The organism is Micromonospora sp. CA-111912 (assembly GCF_050948415.1).
In the GTDB taxonomy this organism is placed as follows: domain Bacteria; phylum Actinomycetota; class Actinomycetes; order Mycobacteriales; family Micromonosporaceae; genus Micromonospora.
The window spans coordinates 3624636-3641000 of record NZ_CP192007.1; the positions used below are offsets into that span (position 1 = coordinate 3624636).

General features: G+C 73.1%; 17 protein-coding genes. 7 read left to right on the forward strand and 10 right to left on the reverse strand.

Annotated features, from left to right (window positions below):
* Window positions 1–111 precede the first annotated feature (111 nt).
* Window positions 112–1557, forward strand: a complete 1446-nt coding sequence (locus ACQPZO_RS14975; RefSeq protein WP_433341487.1) for a cryptochrome/photolyase family protein — start codon at window positions 112–114, stop codon at window positions 1555–1557.
* 6 nt (window positions 1558–1563) lie between these two features.
* Here ACQPZO_RS14975 and ACQPZO_RS14980 read toward each other — a convergent pair whose 3' ends face one another.
* Genes ACQPZO_RS14980 through ACQPZO_RS14990 form a run of 3 tightly spaced genes read right to left on the reverse strand, consistent with a single transcriptional unit; the run spans window position 1564 to window position 4934 of the window.
* On the reverse strand, window positions 1564–2415 hold the full coding sequence (locus ACQPZO_RS14980) for an alpha/beta fold hydrolase (RefSeq protein WP_433341489.1): 852 nt from the start codon (window positions 2413–2415) through the stop codon (window positions 1564–1566).
* Window positions 2412–3395 carry an SDR family NAD(P)-dependent oxidoreductase gene (locus tag ACQPZO_RS14985; protein WP_433341491.1) on the reverse strand — a complete coding sequence of 328 codons (984 nt, stop codon included), beginning with the start codon at window positions 3393–3395 and terminating at the stop codon, window positions 2412–2414. The genes ACQPZO_RS14980 and ACQPZO_RS14985 overlap by 4 nt, the downstream gene beginning before the upstream one ends.
* Before the next feature lie 33 nt (window positions 3396–3428).
* Complete coding sequence (locus ACQPZO_RS14990; RefSeq protein WP_433341493.1) at window positions 3429–4934, reverse strand: flavin-containing monooxygenase; 1506 nt, start codon at window positions 4932–4934, stop codon at window positions 3429–3431.
* Window positions 4935–5048: 114 nt separating this feature from the next.
* On the opposite strand from ACQPZO_RS14990, the gene ACQPZO_RS14995 reads away from it, so the two are divergent.
* A complete protein-coding gene (locus ACQPZO_RS14995; protein ID WP_433341495.1) occupies window positions 5049–5714 on the forward strand; it encodes a TetR/AcrR family transcriptional regulator in 666 nt (221 codons plus the stop codon).
* 154 nt (window positions 5715–5868) lie between these two features.
* On the opposite strand, the gene ACQPZO_RS15000 is transcribed toward ACQPZO_RS14995, so the two are convergent.
* The 3 genes from ACQPZO_RS15000 to ACQPZO_RS15010 are packed head-to-tail and all read right to left on the reverse strand — an operon-like array spanning window position 5869 to window position 8320.
* Window positions 5869–6603, reverse strand: coding sequence for a MerR family transcriptional regulator (locus ACQPZO_RS15000; RefSeq protein WP_433341497.1), 735 nt, complete (start codon window positions 6601–6603; stop codon window positions 5869–5871).
* The gene (locus tag ACQPZO_RS15005) at window positions 6600–7388 is read right to left on the reverse strand and encodes an ABC transporter permease (protein ID WP_433341499.1); all 789 of its coding nucleotides are present in this window, start codon (window positions 7386–7388) and stop codon (window positions 6600–6602) included. The genes ACQPZO_RS15000 and ACQPZO_RS15005 overlap by 4 nt, the downstream gene beginning before the upstream one ends.
* A complete protein-coding gene (locus tag ACQPZO_RS15010) occupies window positions 7385–8320 on the reverse strand; it encodes an ATP-binding cassette domain-containing protein (RefSeq protein ID WP_433351006.1) in 936 nt (311 codons plus the stop codon). The genes ACQPZO_RS15005 and ACQPZO_RS15010 overlap by 4 nt, the downstream gene beginning before the upstream one ends.
* 526 nt (window positions 8321–8846) lie before the next feature.
* Here ACQPZO_RS15010 and ACQPZO_RS15015 point away from each other — a divergent pair.
* From ACQPZO_RS15015 to ACQPZO_RS15025, 3 genes are all read left to right on the forward strand, one after another.
* Entirely contained in the window at window positions 8847–9320 is a 474-nt protein-coding gene (locus ACQPZO_RS15015) for a DUF5956 family protein (RefSeq protein ID WP_433341500.1), read from the forward strand.
* 182 nt (window positions 9321–9502) lie between these two features.
* Window positions 9503–9952, forward strand: a complete 450-nt coding sequence (locus ACQPZO_RS15020) for a hypothetical protein (RefSeq protein WP_433341502.1) — start codon at window positions 9503–9505, stop codon at window positions 9950–9952.
* Window positions 9953–10280: 328 nt separating this feature from the next.
* The gene (locus ACQPZO_RS15025) at window positions 10281–11192 is read left to right on the forward strand and encodes a pentapeptide repeat-containing protein (RefSeq protein ID WP_433341504.1); all 912 of its coding nucleotides are present in this window, start codon (window positions 10281–10283) and stop codon (window positions 11190–11192) included.
* Window positions 11193–11459: 267 nt separating this feature from the next.
* On the opposite strand, the gene ACQPZO_RS15030 is transcribed toward ACQPZO_RS15025, so the two are convergent.
* Window positions 11460–12587 (reverse strand): IS30 family transposase, encoded by a 1128-nt coding sequence (locus ACQPZO_RS15030; protein WP_433341506.1) that lies wholly within the window; start codon window positions 12585–12587, stop codon window positions 11460–11462.
* 269 nt (window positions 12588–12856) lie between these two features.
* On the opposite strand from ACQPZO_RS15030, the gene ACQPZO_RS15035 reads away from it, so the two are divergent.
* Window positions 12857–13087, forward strand: a complete 231-nt coding sequence (locus ACQPZO_RS15035; RefSeq protein ID WP_433341507.1) for a hypothetical protein — start codon at window positions 12857–12859, stop codon at window positions 13085–13087.
* A 71-nt stretch (window positions 13088–13158) separates the two neighbouring features.
* On the opposite strand, the gene ACQPZO_RS15040 is transcribed toward ACQPZO_RS15035, so the two are convergent.
* The 3 genes from ACQPZO_RS15040 to rnhA all read right to left on the reverse strand — a co-directional run bounded on the left by ACQPZO_RS15040 (window position 13159) and on the right by rnhA (window position 15148).
* Entirely contained in the window at window positions 13159–13371 is a 213-nt protein-coding gene (locus tag ACQPZO_RS15040) for a ferredoxin (RefSeq protein ID WP_433341509.1), read from the reverse strand.
* Window positions 13365–14588, reverse strand: a complete 1224-nt coding sequence (locus ACQPZO_RS15045; protein WP_433341511.1) for a cytochrome P450 — start codon at window positions 14586–14588, stop codon at window positions 13365–13367. Before ACQPZO_RS15045 ends, ACQPZO_RS15040 begins: the two co-directional genes overlap by 7 nt.
* An 86-nt stretch (window positions 14589–14674) precedes the next feature.
* Window positions 14675–15148 carry a ribonuclease HI gene (gene rnhA, locus ACQPZO_RS15050; protein ID WP_387026565.1) on the reverse strand — a complete coding sequence of 158 codons (474 nt, stop codon included), beginning with the start codon at window positions 15146–15148 and terminating at the stop codon, window positions 14675–14677.
* 94 nt (window positions 15149–15242) lie between these two features.
* On the opposite strand from rnhA, the gene ACQPZO_RS15055 reads away from it, so the two are divergent.
* Window positions 15243–16352, forward strand: a complete 1110-nt coding sequence (locus ACQPZO_RS15055; RefSeq protein WP_433341513.1) for a serine hydrolase domain-containing protein — start codon at window positions 15243–15245, stop codon at window positions 16350–16352.
* Window positions 16353–16365: the final 13 nt, after the last annotated feature.

The following is a 16365-nucleotide window of genomic DNA, read 5'->3' on the forward strand; positions in this document are numbered from 1 at the left end:
GCCACGGCCCGGTCGCCGCCTGGCGAGGAAGGGATGCTGTGTGGCGTGCGCCACTCCCGGGACACGCCGGGACGGCGGGCGACGCCCCGCCGCACTGGGCAGAATCGACGCATGTCTTCGCGCCGATGGCTGCTCGCCGATCAACTCGGGCCGCACTTCCTCGACGACGGGGTGCAGCCGGTGCTGCTCGTGGAGGCCCGGGAGCTGTTCCGGCGGCGTCCCCTGCACCGGCAGAAGGCCCACCTGATCCTGTCCGCGTTGCGCCACCGGGCCGCAGAGCTGGGCGACCGGGCGCTGCTGGTGCGGGCCGGGACGTTCCGGGAGGCCCTGGCCCGGGTCGACGGGCCCGTCGAGGTGTGCCACCCGCCGTCGCGGGCGGGGTTGGCCTTCGCCCGCTCCGTGCCGGGGCTGACGATCCTGCCACCTCGGGGCTTCCTCATCAGCCGCGACGACTTCGCCGCCTGGGCGGACGCGTACCGGCGGGGGCCGTTGCGGATGGCCGAGTTCTACCGCTGGGCCCGCAGTGAGCACCGCGTGCTGGACGGCCCGCCGGGGCGGGTGCCGCGCCGGCCCCGGCGCTCCGGCGGCACGGTCGCCCCCGCTCCCCCGCCGATCGTGGAGGACGAGATCGACGCGGAGGTACGCGACGATCTGGACCGGTGGGAGAAGGAGGGCACGCGGTTCGTCGGCCGGGACGGGCCGCGCCGCTACCCCGCCACGTACGCCGAGGCCGACGCCCGGCTGCGGCACTTCGTCCGGCACCGGCTGCCCGACCACGGCCGCTACCAGAAGGTGATGAGCGTCGGCGACCCGATGCTGGCGCACAGCGTGCTGTCGTCGTCGTTCAACCTGGGGCTGCTCGACCCGGCGGAGGCGATCCGGGCGGCCGAGGGCGCGTGGCGCGACGGGACCGCGTCGCTGTCGGCGGTGGAGCCGTTCATCCGAGGGCTGCTCGGCTGGCGGGAGTTCCTCTGGCAGCTCTACTGGTACTTCGAGCCCGCGTTCCGGGGCGGCAACTGGCTGGCCGCGACCGAGCCGCTGCCCGGCTGGTTCGCCGACCTGGACGCCGACGCGGTCGAGGCCCGCTGCCTGGCCGACGTGCTGGCCGGGGTGCGGGACGGGGCCTGGGCGCACCACTCGCAGCGGCTGCTGGTGCTCAGCAACTACGCGTTGCAGCGCGGCTGGCGGCCGACGGAGCTGGCGGACTGGTTCAAGGGGTGCTTCGTCGACGGCGCCGACTGGGTGATGAACGCGACGGTGGTCGGCATGAGCCGGTACGCCGACCTGGGCCGGGTGGACACCCGCCCGTACGCGGTCGACGGCCGGTACATCGACGAGCTCAGCGACTACTGCGGCGGCTGCCGGTACCGGCCGGACGCCGTGCTCGGCGACCTGGCCTGCCCGTACACCGGGGGGTTCGACGCCTTTCTGCACCGCAACCGGGGGCGGCTGGCCGGCGACCCGCGGCTCGCCGCGGAGCTGGCCGAGCGCGAGGACCCGCAGGTGCGGGAGGCGGTGCTGGCCCAGGAGGACAAGCGCGGCGGCAGCCCGCCCTGACCGCCCTCAGCCGGGCGCGGGGTGGTCGGCCCAGAAGTCGGTGACCAGCCGGTGGAACTCCTCGGCCCGCTCGACCTGCGGCAGGTGGCCGGTGTCGGCGAACAGGTGGGCGCGTGCCCGGGGCAGCCGGGCGCGGGCGGCGGCGAGGTGCGCGGCGGGCAGGATCAGGTCGCGGTCGCCCCAGACCACCAGGATGGGCAGGTCCAGCCGGGCCACGGCGTCGAGCAGTTCGGCGCGCCACCCGGGGGCGACGCCGCGGAACGTGCCGAGGCTGCCGACGAGCTCCAGCATCACCCGGGTGGCGTGCGGTCGGCGGGCCGCCGCGAGGGCCTCGGCGAGGCGCGCCTGCGTGACGTGCCGCCGGTCGTGGAACAGGGCCCGCTCGGTGCGCCGGATCACGGCCCGGCTCGGCCGCAGCAGCAGCCGGCCGAGCGGTCGCAGTGCCAGCAGGCGCAGCGCGATCGTCACCTCCGCGCCGAAGCCGGCGCTGTCGACCAGGACCAGGCTGGCCACGCGGGCCGGGTCGTCGACGGCCAGCCGCATCGCGACCGCCCCGCCGAGGGAGTTGCCGACCAGGTGGGCGGGGCGGTCGACGCCGAGGGCATCGAGGCAGTCGGCGGCGGCCCGGGCCAGCGCCGGCAGGGTGTGCGGCTCGTCCAGCGGTGCGGATCCGCCGTGCCCGGCCAGGTCGAGGCTGACCACCCGGTGGTCGCGGGCGAGCAGGTCGTGCTGCTCGGCGAAGTCGGCGAGGGTGCGGCTGATGCCGTGCAGCAGCACCACCGGCGGGCCCTGCCCGGCCACCCGGCAGCGGACCGCCCGCCCCCGGACGGTGAGGGTCGTCTCGGCCGGCCCGGTCACGCCGACTGCCCCTTCCGGGTGCCCGGCGTCCGGCTGTCCGGCCCGGTCACGCCGGCTCCCCCGGGGCCGTCCGCCGGGGCCGGGGCGGTGGGCGGCCCGGCCGGACGGCGGGGCGCGGGCGCGGGCACCAGGGGCGCGGCGGCGGCCGGCCGGGGGGCGCGGCTGAGGGCGAGGGCGATGACCCGCCCGTACGAGGCGGGGGCGAGCCGGGCCAGCAGGTCCGGCAGCTTCGCCGACCAGCCGATCAGCACCCGGCCCCGGCGGCGCTCGACGCCGCGCAGGATGACCTCGGCGGCGACGGCGGGGTCGATGGAGAGCAGCTTCTCGAACTGCCGGCGGCCGGCCTCGAACTCCTCGGCGGGCACGCCGCTGCCGACCCGGGCGCTCTGCGCGATGCGGGTGCGGATGCCGCCCGGGTGCACGGAGGTCACCCCGATGCCGTCGTCGACCAGCTCGTGGCGCAGCGCCTCGGTGAAGCCGCGGACGGCGAACTTGCTCGCCGCGTACGCGGTCTGCCCGGCGGGGGCGATGAGCCCGAACAGGCTGGACACGTTGACCAGGTGCGCGCCGGGCTCGGCCTTCAGGGCGGGCAGCAGGGTGTGGGTCAGCCGCACCACGGCCCGGAAGTTGACGTCGACCACCCAGCCGAACTCGTCGAGGGTGACCTGGTCGAACCGGCCGCCCAGGGCGACGCCGGCATTGTTGACCAGCAGCCGCACCCGGGGGTGACGCCGGAGGATCTCCTCGGCCACCGCGGTGGTCGCGGCGGCGTCGACGAGGTCCACCAGGTGGGTGGTGACCGGCCGGTCGGGGTGCTCGGCCCGGATCGCGGCCACCACGGCGGCGAGCCGGTCGGCGTCCCGGTCGAGCAGGACCAGGTCGGCGCCGCGCCGGGCCAGGCCGTGGGCGAGGGCCTCGCCGATGCCGCTGGCCGCCCCGGTGACCACGGCCGTCCCGGCCGCGAAGTCGAACCTGCGCACGTCGGTCTCCTCTGCTCGGTCGGCGGGGTCCGGTCAGCCGGCGGGGGTGCCGGCGGGGTCCCGCCGGCCGGTGGTGGCCGCCTCGCCCGCGCGGGAGAAACGCACCCCGGAGTCGGTGAGCCGGCCGTGCCGCATCAGCAGCACGTCCCGGGCGTAGTTCTGGTGCAGCCGCCACGGCGTCGCCGCGCCCTGCTTGGGCAACACGTCGGCACTGCGCAGCACGTACCCGGACTTCAGGTCGATCAGCGGTTCCAGGTCGCCCGAGGCGGGGGCGAGCGGGGTGACGACCTGCTGGCCGGTGGCGTCGAGGTGGGTGAGCAGCCGGCAGACGTAGGTGGCGACCAGGTCGGCCTTGAGCGTCCAGGAGGCGTTGGTGTAGCCGATGGTCAGCGCGAAGTTCGGCACGCCGGAGAGCATCATGCCCTTGTACGCCACCGTCCGCGCGAGGTCGACCCGCTCGCCGTCCACGGTGATCGTCATGCCGCCGAGGACGAGCAGGTTGAGGCCGGTGGCGGTGACCACGACGTCGGCGGTCAGCTCCGCGCCGGAGGCGAGCCGCAGGCCGGTGGCCGTGAAGGTCTCGATCCGGTCGGTGACCACCGAGGCCCGGCCCTGCCCGAGGGTGGTGAACAGGTCGCCGTCGGGGACCACGCACAGCCGCTGGTCCCACGGGTCGTAGCGGGGCGAGAAGTGCCGGTCGACGTCGTAGCCGGCGGGCAGCCGCCCCCTCGCCGCCCGCCGCAGGAACCGCTTCACCAGCTTCGGTGCGCGGCGGCTGAGCTGGAAGGTGGCCGTGCCGAACAGCACGTTCTTCCACCGCACCACCGGGTACGCGGCCTTCGCGGGCAGGAATCGGCGCAGCGCGTCGGCGAGGGCGTCGCGCGAGGGCAACGCGATCACGTACGTCGGTGAGCGCTGGAGCATGGTGACGTGGGCGGCCCGCTCGGCCAGGGCCGGCACCAGGGTCACCGCGGTCGCGCCGCTGCCGATCACCACCACCCGCTTGCCGGTGTGGTCGAGGTCGGCGGGCCAGTGCTGCGGGTGCACCAGCCGCCCCGTGTACGCCCGCACGCCGGGAAGGTCCGGGGTGTAGCCGGTGTCGTAGCGGTAGTAGCCGGAGCAGGTGAACAGGAACGCGCAGGTGAGGGTGACGTCCTCGCCGGTGTCGTCGCGGTGGGCGCGCACCGTCCAGCGGGCGCTCGCGCTGTCCCAATCGGCGGCGAGCACCCGGTGGTGGAAGCGGATGTGCTCGTCGACGCCGTACTCGCGGGCCGTCTCGCGCACGTAGTCGCGGATCGAGTCGCCGTCGGCGATGGCCAGCGGGTTCGTCCACGGCTTGAACGAGTAGCCGAGGGTGAACATGTCCGAGTCCGACCGGATGCCCGGGTAGCGGAACAGGTCCCAGGTGCCGCCGATCGCGCCGCGCGCCTCCAGCACCCCGTACGTGCTGTCGGGGCGGTTGCGGCGCAGGTGGCAGGCGGCTCCGACGCCGGAGAGGCCGGCGCCGACGATCAACACGTCGACGTGGTCGGAGGCCATCGCGCGTCTCCCGTCGCAGGGGTGGTGGATCGGACCCTATCCAGCGCCGTCGACGTCGGTCAACACGCTGTCGAGTGGAATCGACACGGTGTCGAGGTAGTAGCATCTGCGCTCATGACCGCCACCGCCCGTACGCCCGGACGCGGCGCCGGGACGCGGGGCCGGCGGGCGGCCCGCTCGACCGGGGACGAGCGGCAGTTGGCCATCCTGGCCACCGCCGAGCGCCTGCTCACCCAGCGGCCGTTCGGTGAGATCTCCGTCGACGACCTGGCCCGGGGCGCCGGCATCTCCCGGCCGACGTTCTACTTCTACTTCCCGTCGAAGGACGCGGTGCTGCTCACCCTGCTGGACCGGGTCACCGAGGAGGCCGACGCGGCGGCCGGTGACGTGCTGGTCCGGCTGGCCGAGGACCCGCGGGCCCGGTGGCGGGAGCTGATCCACCGGTTCCACGAGACGTTCGGCGCGCACCGCGCGGTGGTGCGGGCCTGCGCCGAGGTGCGCGGCACCAACGCCGAGGTGCGCCGGCTGTGGGCCGCGGTGCTGGAGCGCTGGGTGCAGGCCGTCGAGGCCGCCGTGGTGGCGGAACGGCGGCGCGGCGCGGCCCCGGACGGGCTGCCGGCCCGGGACCTGGCCATCGCGCTGACCTCGATGAACGAGCGGGTCTGGTACGCCACCTTCGCCGCCGACGGGCCGGCCGTCGCGGAGCGGGACGTGGTGGACGTCCTGCTCGACGTCTGGCTCGCCAGCGTCTACCGCGGCGCGGTGCCGCCGGCCGGCTGAGACAGCGCCCCGGAGCGGGCCCGTGAGGAACATCGGAACGGAAACTGGCGGAGTCGTCTCACAGTAGCCACCCCATGCCCAGCGCGACCTACAGGTGGCGAGGACCAGCCGACCAGCACCCGCCGGCGTCGCGACGCGGTGCCTTGCGATCCGTTCACTGGCCGGTGAGTTCCATCAGTCGCTGCCAGGACGGGGACGGGGGCGGGGACGTCGCGATGAGCCGGGCGACAAACGGGTCCAGGACCGGGTGCCGGGCGGCATCGACCGAGCCGGACCCGTGCGTCGCCGACAGGCTGGCCATCCACCGGCGCAGGCGGTCGGCCAGGGGATCTAGGCGTGGGTCGTGGGGGGACCACTCGAGCGCAGTGTCGAATTCGAGGTAGATGGCCCGGAACTCGGGGTCGGCGAGCACGGCGCGCTTCTGGGCGACCAGGGCGGCGGCCTGGTCCGGCGACGCCGAGTGCACCAGGATCCAGGCGTCGCGTTCGATCTGCACGCCGCGCTGGCTGACGCCGAGTTCCCGCAGCCGTTCGAGGAAGTCGGCGACGTGGGAGGGGACGAACAGCCGGTCGCCGGTGCGCAGCTGGGCGACCCGCTCCCGGGTGCGGCGTAGTTCCTCGATCCGTTCCTGCAGCGTACGGTCGATTTCGGTTGCTGCGGCGGCGAACTGGTCGGGGTTGGCGGCCAGCAGCTCCTTGATGCGGGCGAGTGGCACGCCGGCCTCGGCCAGTGTTTTGATCTTGATGAGCCGGACCGCGTGTTCGGCTGTATAGCGCCGGTAGCCGGACGGGTCGCGGGGCGCCTCGTCGAGCAGGCCGCGTTCGTGGTAATGGCGGACGGCCTTGATCGTCACGCCCGCGTAGTCGGCGACCTGCCCAATAGTGATCATCTCGCCTCCTGCTGGAACGCGGCCCGCGCCCACAGGTAGCCGGCCAACGCGATCACCGCCGACCAGACCAGGGCCAGGTAGAAAGTGTTCCCGACTGGCGTGCCGGCGAGCAGCGCGCGCAGCGACTCGACGACGGAGGTGAACGGTTGGTGCGCGGCGAACCACCGCACCCCGTTGGGCATCGACTCGGCCGGCACGAACGCGCTCGACAGGAACGGCAACAGGAATTGGATCGGCAGGGTGGCGCTGTTCGCGCCGGCGACGGTCTTCGCCACCAGGCCGAGCGCGGCCGACAGCCAGGCCAGTGCGAACGCGAACGCCGTCACGATGCCGGCGACGGCGAACCAGCCGGCGACAGAGGTGTGTGGGCGGAAGCCGACCAGCAGCGCCACGCCTACCACGACGACGGTGGTGGCGAGGGTCCGCAGCACGCTGGCGCCGACGTGCCCGGTCAGTAGTGCGCCGCGGCCGACGGCCATCGCCCGGAACCGGTCGAAGATGCCGCCGCTGCGGTCGGTGTGCACATTGATCGCGGTGCTCGGGCAGCCGGCAGCCACCGTCATCATCAGGATTCCGGGGACGAGGAAGTCGACGTACGGCGCGCCCCGCCCGGCCGCCCCGATCCCGGCGCCGATCGGGCCGCCGAGGATGTAGACGAACAGCAGCAGGAACACCACCGGCACCAAGACCAGGGCGATGAGCATCAGCGGGAACCGCAGAGTGTGCTTGAGCTCGCGCCCGATCATCGTGGTGGCGTCCTGGGCAGCGACGGTCAACGGGTTCACCGGGTCAGCTCCTTCGAGGGGCGGCCGGTCATGGCGAGGAACACGTCGTCAAGGTCCGGCGTGTGGAGGGACAGGTCCGCCACCGCGACATCGTCACCGAGGCGGGCCAGGATGTCGCGCAGGGAGGCGAGACCGCCCTCGTTCGGTATCCGCAAAACCAGGTCGTCGTCGCGTCGGCCCTCCGGCAGGACCCGGGCGGCGGAGTCCAGCGCATCGGCGTCGGCAAGCCGCAGCCGGATGTGCGAGCCGGGGATGCGTCGCTTGAGCTCATCGGGCGTCCCCTCGGCAACGACGCGTCCGTGGTCCAGGACCGCGATCCGGTCGGCGAGCTGATCTGCCTCCTCCAGATATTGCGTGGTCAGCAGGATCGTGACCCCGTCGGCCACCAGGTCGCGGATGAGCTGCCACATGACCCGGCGGCTGCGCGGGTCGAGGCCGGCTGTGGGCTCGTCGAGGAAGATCAGCCGGGGCCGTCCCATCAGGGTCATCGCGATGTCGAGGCGGCGCGTCATACCGCCGGAGTAGATGGCCGGGGACTGCTTGGCCGCGGTGACGAGGTCGAAGCGCTCCAGCAGCTCGGTGGCCCGGGCCCGGCGCTCTGCCACTGGCAGATGGAGCAGCCGCCCGATGAGTAGCAGGTTCTCCTCGCCGGTGAGCAGGTGGTCCACCGCGGAGAACTGGCCGGTCAGCCCGATCACCCGGCGCACCCGTCCGGCCTCGCTGCGCACGTCGTGCCCGAGCACCCGGGCCGTGCCGGCGTCTGCCGGGATCAGGGTGGACAGGATCTTCACCGTCGTGGTCTTGCCGGCGCCGTTCGGCCCGAGCAACGCGAAGACCTCGCCTGCGCCGACGCTGAGGTCGACGCCGTCGAGAACCACCTGCTCTCCGTACACCTTGCGCAGTCCGCGCATAGTAAGCGCATCTCGTGTCATGCCGCCCATGATCGAACCTTGACCCTAGGGCAAGGTCAAGCGCCGAGAACGACGAGCACAACGGCCCGGACCCGCAGCGGCGCGACTACGCCTCCTACCTGTCGTTCAGCGACCCCGACGGCAACGGGTAGCTGATGCAGGAGGTCCGACGGGCGACCACCACCGGCCTGACGAGCGCACCCGGTTTCCCGGCGGAGTGCCGCGTGGCCCGGCGGCACAAACCCGCCCGCTCGGCGACGTCCACCACGGCCGTGACGTAGCCCCTCGACCAGACGCTGGGACAGCGGCATCGCCTACGGCAACCGCCTCGTCGACGCCAACGACTACTTCGCCACCGTCACTACCCAGTTCACGCCCAGCGGGTACCCGGCCTACACCGCATCCGAGCTTCGCTCGCAGTCCTTCAACTGCCCCGCCGGCACCGGCAACTGCGTGTTCCCGTAACTCCTGGTAGTCGACGCGGTCACAATGGGGGTTGGGGTTCGTCGGGATCGGCGGGCTCCAGCCCTCACGGCAGGAGGCAACCATGAGCGACGCGGAGACCAGCACCGGAGACTGGAACGACGTTCCGCTGGCTTCTGCGCCGCCGGCTACAACGGACGGCCGCGAGTGGTTCGAGCTGCCCGAAAGCACATGGGGCGCTCTGATCGGCTGGACCGCCGGCACTGCCAGGATGGCCCGCGTCCCTGACCGTGTGGAGTCGCACTCCACGGTCATCACGACGAGCGGCCCGGCCGGCGACGGCTGGGAGGTGCGACCGCGCACGTTGGATGATCAGGCCGATGTCGACGCCACCATCAACAAGTACCTGCAAGCCTGCGGGGCCCCAGCCCGTCCCCCTGGGTACCGGTGGTTCCTGCGCCTCCCGGTCGGGTACAGCGAGGCCCGGTTGTGGGCCGAGGTGAACGAGTCTCTGTCCCCGTCGGCGATCTACCCGGCCGACGTCGCCCCCCGAGTCGCCGAGATCGTGGCAGGGATGTACGCGGGCGCCGGCCGGTAACCCTCGCCCCGCCCCCGTAGCTGCGCACCGCCGGATTTCACCGCTGCCCGCGACGGGGTTCCGTCGACCGTTGACGATGTGCGGTGACAGGGGCGTTGTTTTTGGTCCGGAAACCACTTCTGACGCCGGGAGGAGGGCAGTCGCATCGAGCGTCGCCGGTGACGGTGGCAGGATGCAGCGGCGTGAGTAGAAGCGCTAGCGACGAAGCCTATGTGATCGATCTTTGCGACGACGTGCTGGGCGAACAGGCGGCGCGACAGCACAGGTTCGAGTGGCTGCTTGGCGACCCGTCGCTTACCGGACGACAGGCGAAGCTTCCCGTCGACGCTTACTGGGCCCGTCGTCGGCTCGTCGTCGAGTACCGCGAACTGCAACATGACCAGCCGGTACCGCACTTCGACAAGCCCGACAGGCTGACGGTGAGCGGGGTCCACCGCGGCAAGCAGAGGGCCTTGTACGACGCTCGGCGAGACGCAGAGATCCCTGCCCACGGTCTTCGCCTCGTGGTGATTCGACCCCGTGATCTGGATACGGATGGGCGAGGTCGCCTACGTCGCAATACCACCGCCGATCGTCAGATCCTCCGCAAATTGCTCCTCGAAGATCCCGGATCACCTACGGAGAGTAGCTAAAGCGGGTCTTTATGCCGAGAACTCGCGACAGTTGAATAGACACTCTCACCAGTCGGGCGGCCCTCTCCGGCGTCTCCTCGGCCAGCCCTCGCCAGGATGCCCCGCGCACCGCGATGCCCCGATCCTTACACCGGTCCAGGTCACGCGGCACGCCGTGGCCGCGCTCCACGGCGTAGCGGGAGCCGCCGCGCAGCACCGCGTCCAGCTCGGCGCGTGCCCGGCCGGCCCGCCCGCCGGCACCCCCGGCCCGCGGTCACGGGGGTCGGCAGGACAATGGGGGAACCCGAGGGATCGCCCCGGCGCCTCACCCCGTAGGAGAACACCCACCGTGTCCGGAACGCCCCAGCCCACGCCGCCGCCGTCCACCGGCGGCGACCTGCGGGCGGACTGCTCCCGGTGCTTCGGGCTGTGCTGCGTGGCGCCCGCCTTCGCCGCGTCGGCGGACTTCGCCGTCGACAAGCCGGCCGAGCGGCCATGCCCGAACCTGGGCGGCGACTTCCGCTGCGGCATCCACCGGGACCTGCGGGACAGAGGCTTCCCCGGCTGCACCGTCTTCGACTGCTTCGGAGCGGGACAGCAGGTCGCCCAGGTCACCTTCGCCGGTCGGGACTGGCGGTCCGCCCCGGACACCGCGGCGCGGATGTTCGACACGTTCGCGGTCATGCGTCCGCTGCACGAGCTGCTGTGGTATCTGACCGAGGCGGTCGCGCTGACCCCACCCGGCCCGCTGCGCGAGGAGTTGGGCGCCGCGGTGGCGCAGACCCGGCGGCTCACGGCCGGCAGCCCGCAGGAACTGCTCGGGCTGGACATCGACGCGCACCGGGCGCGGGTGAACCCGCTGCTGTCCCGGGCCGGCGAGCTGGCCCGGGGCGACCGGGCCGGGCTCGACCGCCGGGGGGCCGTACTGGTCGCCGCCGACCTGCGGCGGGTCGACCTGGTCGGGGCGAACCTGCGCGGCGCCGTCCTGCTCGGCGCGGACCTGCGCGACGTGGACCTCTCCCTCGCCGACCTCACCGGCGCGGACCTGCGCGGCGCCGACCTGCGCGGGGCGGACCTGCGGCGCGCGCTGTTCCTGCACCAGTCGCAGGCCGACGCGGCCCGCGGCGACCACCGGACCGGGCTGCCGCCGGCACTGGCCCGGCCGGCGCACTGGTCCCTGCCGGTCACCCCGGTCCGCCGCCCCACCGCGCCACGGCAGCCCCGCGGGACTCACCGCACCGGCGGCGGGCGCCGCCGGTGACGAGCCGGGCCGGCGGCGGGCGCCGCCGGTGACGAGCCGGGCCGGCGGCGGGCGCCGCCGGTGACGAGCCGGGCCGAAGACCCGGCCGACGGACCGGAACGTCGGCCCCGAAGCGCCGGCCGGTGGAAGTCACCTGAGCGGGCAGCCGCCGGACGCCCGACGCGGACCGGAGCAGCATGGCTGAAACCCCACAGCCACGAAACACGACAGGTCCGCCCGCAAGGTCGTGCTCGATCCGGGAAACTGGGGCCTCCAAGCGGGGCGGTTTCAGGTGGTTGTTGCAACGAGGTACTTGTGGAGTGCTTCGGTTGGATTCTGCCAGTTGAGGGTTTGGCGTGGTCGTCCGTTGAGTTCTCGGGCGATGGTGTCGAGGTCGTCTTGGGTGTAGGTGCGGAAGTCGGTGCTGGAGCGGGGGAAGTACTGGCGTAGGAGTCCGTTGGTGTTCTCGTTGCTGCCGCGTTGCCAGGGTGAGTGGGGGTCGCAGAAGTAGACCTTGCAGTCGGTGGCGAGGGTGAAGACGGGGTGTTGGATCATCTCGATGCCCTGGTCCCAGGTCAGGGTCTTGCGTAGTTCGGCGGGCAGCCGGCGCATCAGCCCGGTGAGCACGTCGATGACCTGTTCGCTGACCCTGGAGTGGGGTAGAGCGCCGAGCATGACGTAGCGGGTGGCCCGTTCGACCAGGGTGATGATCGCGCTGGATCCTCGGGCGCCGATGACCAGATCGCCTTCCCAGTGCCCGGGCACGGCCCGATCGTTGGCTTCGGCCGGGCGGGTGGAAATGTGGAAGTCCCGCACCCACGGGCGGCTTCCCCGTCCCGCGGCGGCCTGCCGCGACTGCGGCCGGCGGACCGCCCGCCCCGACCGCAACGCGACCTGCCGGGCCAACTCCTGACGCATCCCGCCTCGGGCCTGGAAGTAAATCGCCTGGTAGATCGTCTCGTGTGACACCCACATCTCCGGTCGATCGGGAAACTGCACCCGCAGGGACCGGGCGATCTGCCCCGGCGAGTGCCGCTGCCGCAGCCGATCCCTGACCGTCTGCCACAACGGAGGCCACGGCCGCCCCCACCCCGGACGCAGCTTGCCCCCACGAGGACGCCTCGCCCGCCACTGCGCCTTGGCCCCAGCATTGCGGTGACAGTACTTCCACCGATACGCCCCACCCCAGCCCTTCGGGTAACCCACCCCGGCCACATAGCCCCGATCAGGGCCGTACGGATGCCGCTGACCCGTCGGCACCCGCCCCCCGGTACCGCAGTGGTTACGCGACACCTCCCGCCACACCGTCGACCGATCCCGCCCGATCACCGCCGCGATCTGCGGAAACGACAACCCCTGCCCGAACAACACCTCAATCTGCGCCCGCTCCACGGACGACAACCTTCTCCCCGGCATAAACCCTCATCCTCACGAGAATCCACCCCGTTGCAACAACCACTTGAGCCCAAGCGCGGCGGAGGCCACTATTTCCGCGTTCGAGCGCGATCATGCCCGCCGTACGGCCAGCCCTTGGGCTTCGGCGGGGGGTGGCTGCTGGGCGATCGGAGCGCAACCCACGACGAGTTCCACCGGAGCACCTCGGCGTGCTTCGACGACGAGAAGATCTGCGCGGTGCGGGCGGCCGGGGGACGTTTGCCGCCGGCCGGGGCGGGCAGGACTGCGGCATGACCAGTGAGGAACGCTTCGACCGAGCCAGCAGCGACGAGCCCGACGGCGCGACCGCCTACGAGGCGTCCCTGCGACCGCCGGGCGAGTCGCTGCACACGACCGAGGACACCGGGGACGACTTCGCCGACCTACCGGCCGAGAACGCCCGCCCCGCACGGGAGACCAGCCGCGCCGGTTACGACGTCGACGCCGTCTCCGGCACCACCGACCCCACCCGCGAAACCTAACCCCCACCCCGGCGCCCGTTGATCAAGAGGTTTGCGTCAGCCGACGCAAACCTCTTGATCAATCACCGGGGTCAGGTGAGGCGGATGGCGCCGGCCGGGCAGAGGTCGGCGGCGCGGCGGATGCGGTCGGCCGCCTCCGGGGGCGGGACGGGGCGGAGCAGGAGCACCAAGCCGTCGGCTTCGTCCTGGTCGAAGACCTCGGGCGCGGCGAGCACGCAGTTGCCCGACCCGCAGCAGCGGTCCCGGTCCACCTCGATCCTCGTCGTGCCGCCCCCGGTCACCACGTCACCGGCAGGCTGTTGAGGCCGAACACGACCGACGTCTCGCGGGTGGACAGTTGCTCCGGCGTCGCGGTGGTGCGCAGGCCGGGGAAGCGGCGGGCCAGCTCGACCAGGGCGATCCGCAGCTCGGCGCGGGCCAGGGGCTGACCGATGCACTGGTGCACGCCGAAGCCGAAGGCCAGGTGCTGGTGCGCCTGCTGGTAGGGATCGAACTCGTCGGCGGCCCCGAAGACCTCCGGGTCGCGGTTGGCCAGCGACAGCACGGCGATCGCGCCCTCCCCCGCCCGGATCAGCCGGCCGCCGATCTCGACGTCCTCCAGGGCCAGCCTGGGCAGGCCGGTGCGGACCACGCTGAGGTAGCGCAGCAGCTCCTCGACCAGCGCGGGGGCCCGGTCCGGATGCTCGCGCAGCGCGTCGAGGCCGCCCGGCTCGCGCAGCAGCAGCAGGGTGCTCAGGCCGATCATGTTGGCTGTGGTCTCGTGGCCGGCGACGAGCAGCAGCAGCGCCATGCCGACCAGTTCGTCGACGGAGAGCTGGCCGGTGGCCACCCGGTCGCGGACCAGCCGGCTGATCAGGTCGGTGGCAGCGTCCGCGTCGGCGTGCCGGGCGAGGACCAACTCGCGCAGGTAGGCCCGCAGCTCCCGGACCTCGGTGCGGACCCGCTCCACGGGCGCGGTGCGGTCGAGCAGGGTGCGGCTGCGGGCCTGGAAGAAGCCGTGGTCGGCGTACGGGACGCCGAGCAGGTGACAGATCACCATCGAGGGCACCGGCAGGGCGAACGCCTCGACCAGGTCGGCGGGCGGGCCGGCTGCCTGAAGGTCGTCGAGGGCCCCGTCGACGGTCTGCTCGATCAGCGGCTCGATCCGCCGAACGTTCTTGATCATGAATTCGGTGGTGAGCATCCGGCGCAGCCGGGTGTGCGCGTCGCCGTCCATCCGGATGAAGCCGCCCTGACGGTCCACCTCGGACTGGGGCGGCAACGGACGCAGCAGCGGAAATCCCGGCTTGTCGAAATTGGCGCTGAAGGCGGGGTGGCGCAGCAGCTGACGCACGTCGGCGTGCCGGGTGACGAGCCAGGCGGTGGCGCCGGTCGGCAGCCGGACCCGGGTCACGGGCTCGTCCAGGCGACCCCGCTCCTCCTCGTCGAGCAGGGCGAACGGGCCGTGGTCGGGGTTGGTCGGCGGCCAGAGGGGCAGGTCGGTAGCGGCGGTCGCGGTCACGCGGACACCTCCCGTGACAACTGTGAGTGACGCAATCGATCCGCAACGTTACCTATTGATGCAGATCGACACAAGGCCGCGTGGCCTCACCGGGTCGCGGTCACCGTCCGGGCCTCGGTCATCCCCCGGTTGGCCAGGGCGTCGGCCCGCTCGTTCTCGGGGTGACCGTTGTGCCCCTTCACCCACAGCCAGGTCATCTGGTGCCGTGCGCAGGCGGCCTCCAGCCGCTGCCACAGGTCGGCGTTCTTGACCGGCTGCTTCGCCGCCGTCAACCAGCCGTTGCGCTTCCAACCCGCCAGCCAGCTGGTGATGCCGTTGCGCACGTACGTGCTGTCGGTGTGCAGCCGCACGGTGACCGGTCGGGTCAGGCTCTCCAACGCCTGGATCGCGGCCATCAGCTCCATCCGGTTGTTGGTCGTCGGCGTCGCCTCCCCGCCGCACAGCTCCCGCTCGTGGGTGCCGTAGCGCAGCAGTGCGCCCCAGCCGCCCGGGCCCGGGTTGCCGCTGCACGCCCCGTCGGTCCAGATCTCCACGACCCTGTCGGCCGCCGCGTCCACCATGCCCGCAACCTACCGGGTACGCCCCGCGTCCCCGCAGACCGGACCGTCGAAAACGGGCGGCGCCGGCCGCGGCCCTCTGGCAGGCTGCCTCACCATGACCGGACGCTTCGACGGCCTGCGGGCCGAGGTGCGCGACACCATCGACGGGCTCGTCTCCTCCGGGCGGGAGGCGGGGATCCAGGTGGCGGCGTACCTGCACGGCGAGCCGATCGTCGAGGAGCAGGCCGGCGTCGCCGACACCACCACCGGCCGACCGATGACCGCCGACACCGCCGTGTACGGGGTCTCCACCGGCAAGGGCCTGACCGCGACCGTCGTACACGTGCTCGCCGAACAGGGGCGGCTCGACTACGACCTGCGCGTCGCCGACGTGTGGCCCGAGTTCGCCCGGCACGGCAAGGACCGGATCACGCTGCGCCACGCGCTGACCCACACCGCGGGCCTGCCGGCGCTGCCGCCCGACACCACCCTCGACGACTTCGCCGACTGGGACCGGATGTGCGCGATCGTCGCGGACTCCGCTCCGCTGTGGGCCCCGGGCGAGCGGTTGGCGTACCACGCGTGGACGTTCGGCTGGATCGTCGGCGAGGTGGTCCGGCGGGTCACCGGCCGCCGGATCGGCGAGGTCCTCGCCGCGGACGTGGCCGCGCCGCTCGGCGTGTCCGGGGAGCTGCTCCTCGGCGTACCGCGGGCCGAGCAGGGCCGGATGGCCCGGATGGAGGACGGCAACCTATCGGCGATGCTGGAGGCATTCGCCGGCCAGCTGCCGCACCTGGACCGGGTCGCCCCGCCGGGGGTCCGCCCGGACACCGGCCTCGCCGCCCGCCCGGAGGTGCTCGCCGTCGACGTGCCCGCCGTCGGCACCCTCACCGCCCGGGCCGCCGCCCGGATGTACGCGGCGCTGATCGGCGAGGTGAACGGCGTACGGCTGATCTCGCCGCAGCGGCTGCGGGCGGTGGCCACGGTGGCGGCGCGCGGCCCGGAGTGGGTCTTCGGCCAGGAAGCGGCCTGGGGGCTCGGCTACGCCGTGGACGACGACGGGTCGTTCGGCGCCGCCGGCAGCGGGGGCAGTCTGGCCTTCGCGTACCCGGACCTGGGGCTCACCGTGGCGGCGACGCGCAACCGGCTCGCGGTCGGCGACGGCGACCCGCTGGAGCGGCTGCGCCTCACGATCCGCGACGCGGTCGCCTCGCGCGTCGGCTGACCCGCCCCCGGCC

What these genes read in the sequence shown, in the direction of transcription:
- ACQPZO_RS15000 (WP_433341497.1), bottom strand. Translation starts at nt 6,603, where the DNA reads ATGATCACTATTGGGCAGGTCGCCGACTACGCGGGCGTGACGATCAAG.
- ACQPZO_RS15055 (WP_433341513.1), top strand. Translation starts at nt 15,243, where the DNA reads ATGACCGGACGCTTCGACGGCCTGCGGGCCGAGGTGCGCGACACCATC.
- ACQPZO_RS15010 (WP_433351006.1), bottom strand. Translation starts at nt 8,320, where the DNA reads ATGACACGAGATGCGCTTACTATGCGCGGACTGCGCAAGGTGTACGGA.
- rnhA (WP_387026565.1), bottom strand. Translation starts at nt 15,148, where the DNA reads ATGGTGGACGCGGCGGCCGACAGGGTCGTGGAGATCTGGACCGACGGG.
- ACQPZO_RS14975 (WP_433341487.1), top strand. Translation starts at nt 112, where the DNA reads ATGTCTTCGCGCCGATGGCTGCTCGCCGATCAACTCGGGCCGCACTTC.
- ACQPZO_RS15035 (WP_433341507.1), top strand. Translation starts at nt 12,857, where the DNA reads ATGACCAGTGAGGAACGCTTCGACCGAGCCAGCAGCGACGAGCCCGAC.
- ACQPZO_RS14990 (WP_433341493.1), bottom strand. Translation starts at nt 4,934, where the DNA reads ATGGCCTCCGACCACGTCGACGTGTTGATCGTCGGCGCCGGCCTCTCC.
- ACQPZO_RS15015 (WP_433341500.1), top strand. Translation starts at nt 8,847, where the DNA reads ATGAGCGACGCGGAGACCAGCACCGGAGACTGGAACGACGTTCCGCTG.
- ACQPZO_RS14995 (WP_433341495.1), top strand. Translation starts at nt 5,049, where the DNA reads ATGACCGCCACCGCCCGTACGCCCGGACGCGGCGCCGGGACGCGGGGC.
- ACQPZO_RS15030 (WP_433341506.1), bottom strand. Translation starts at nt 12,587, where the DNA reads ATGCCGGGGAGAAGGTTGTCGTCCGTGGAGCGGGCGCAGATTGAGGTG.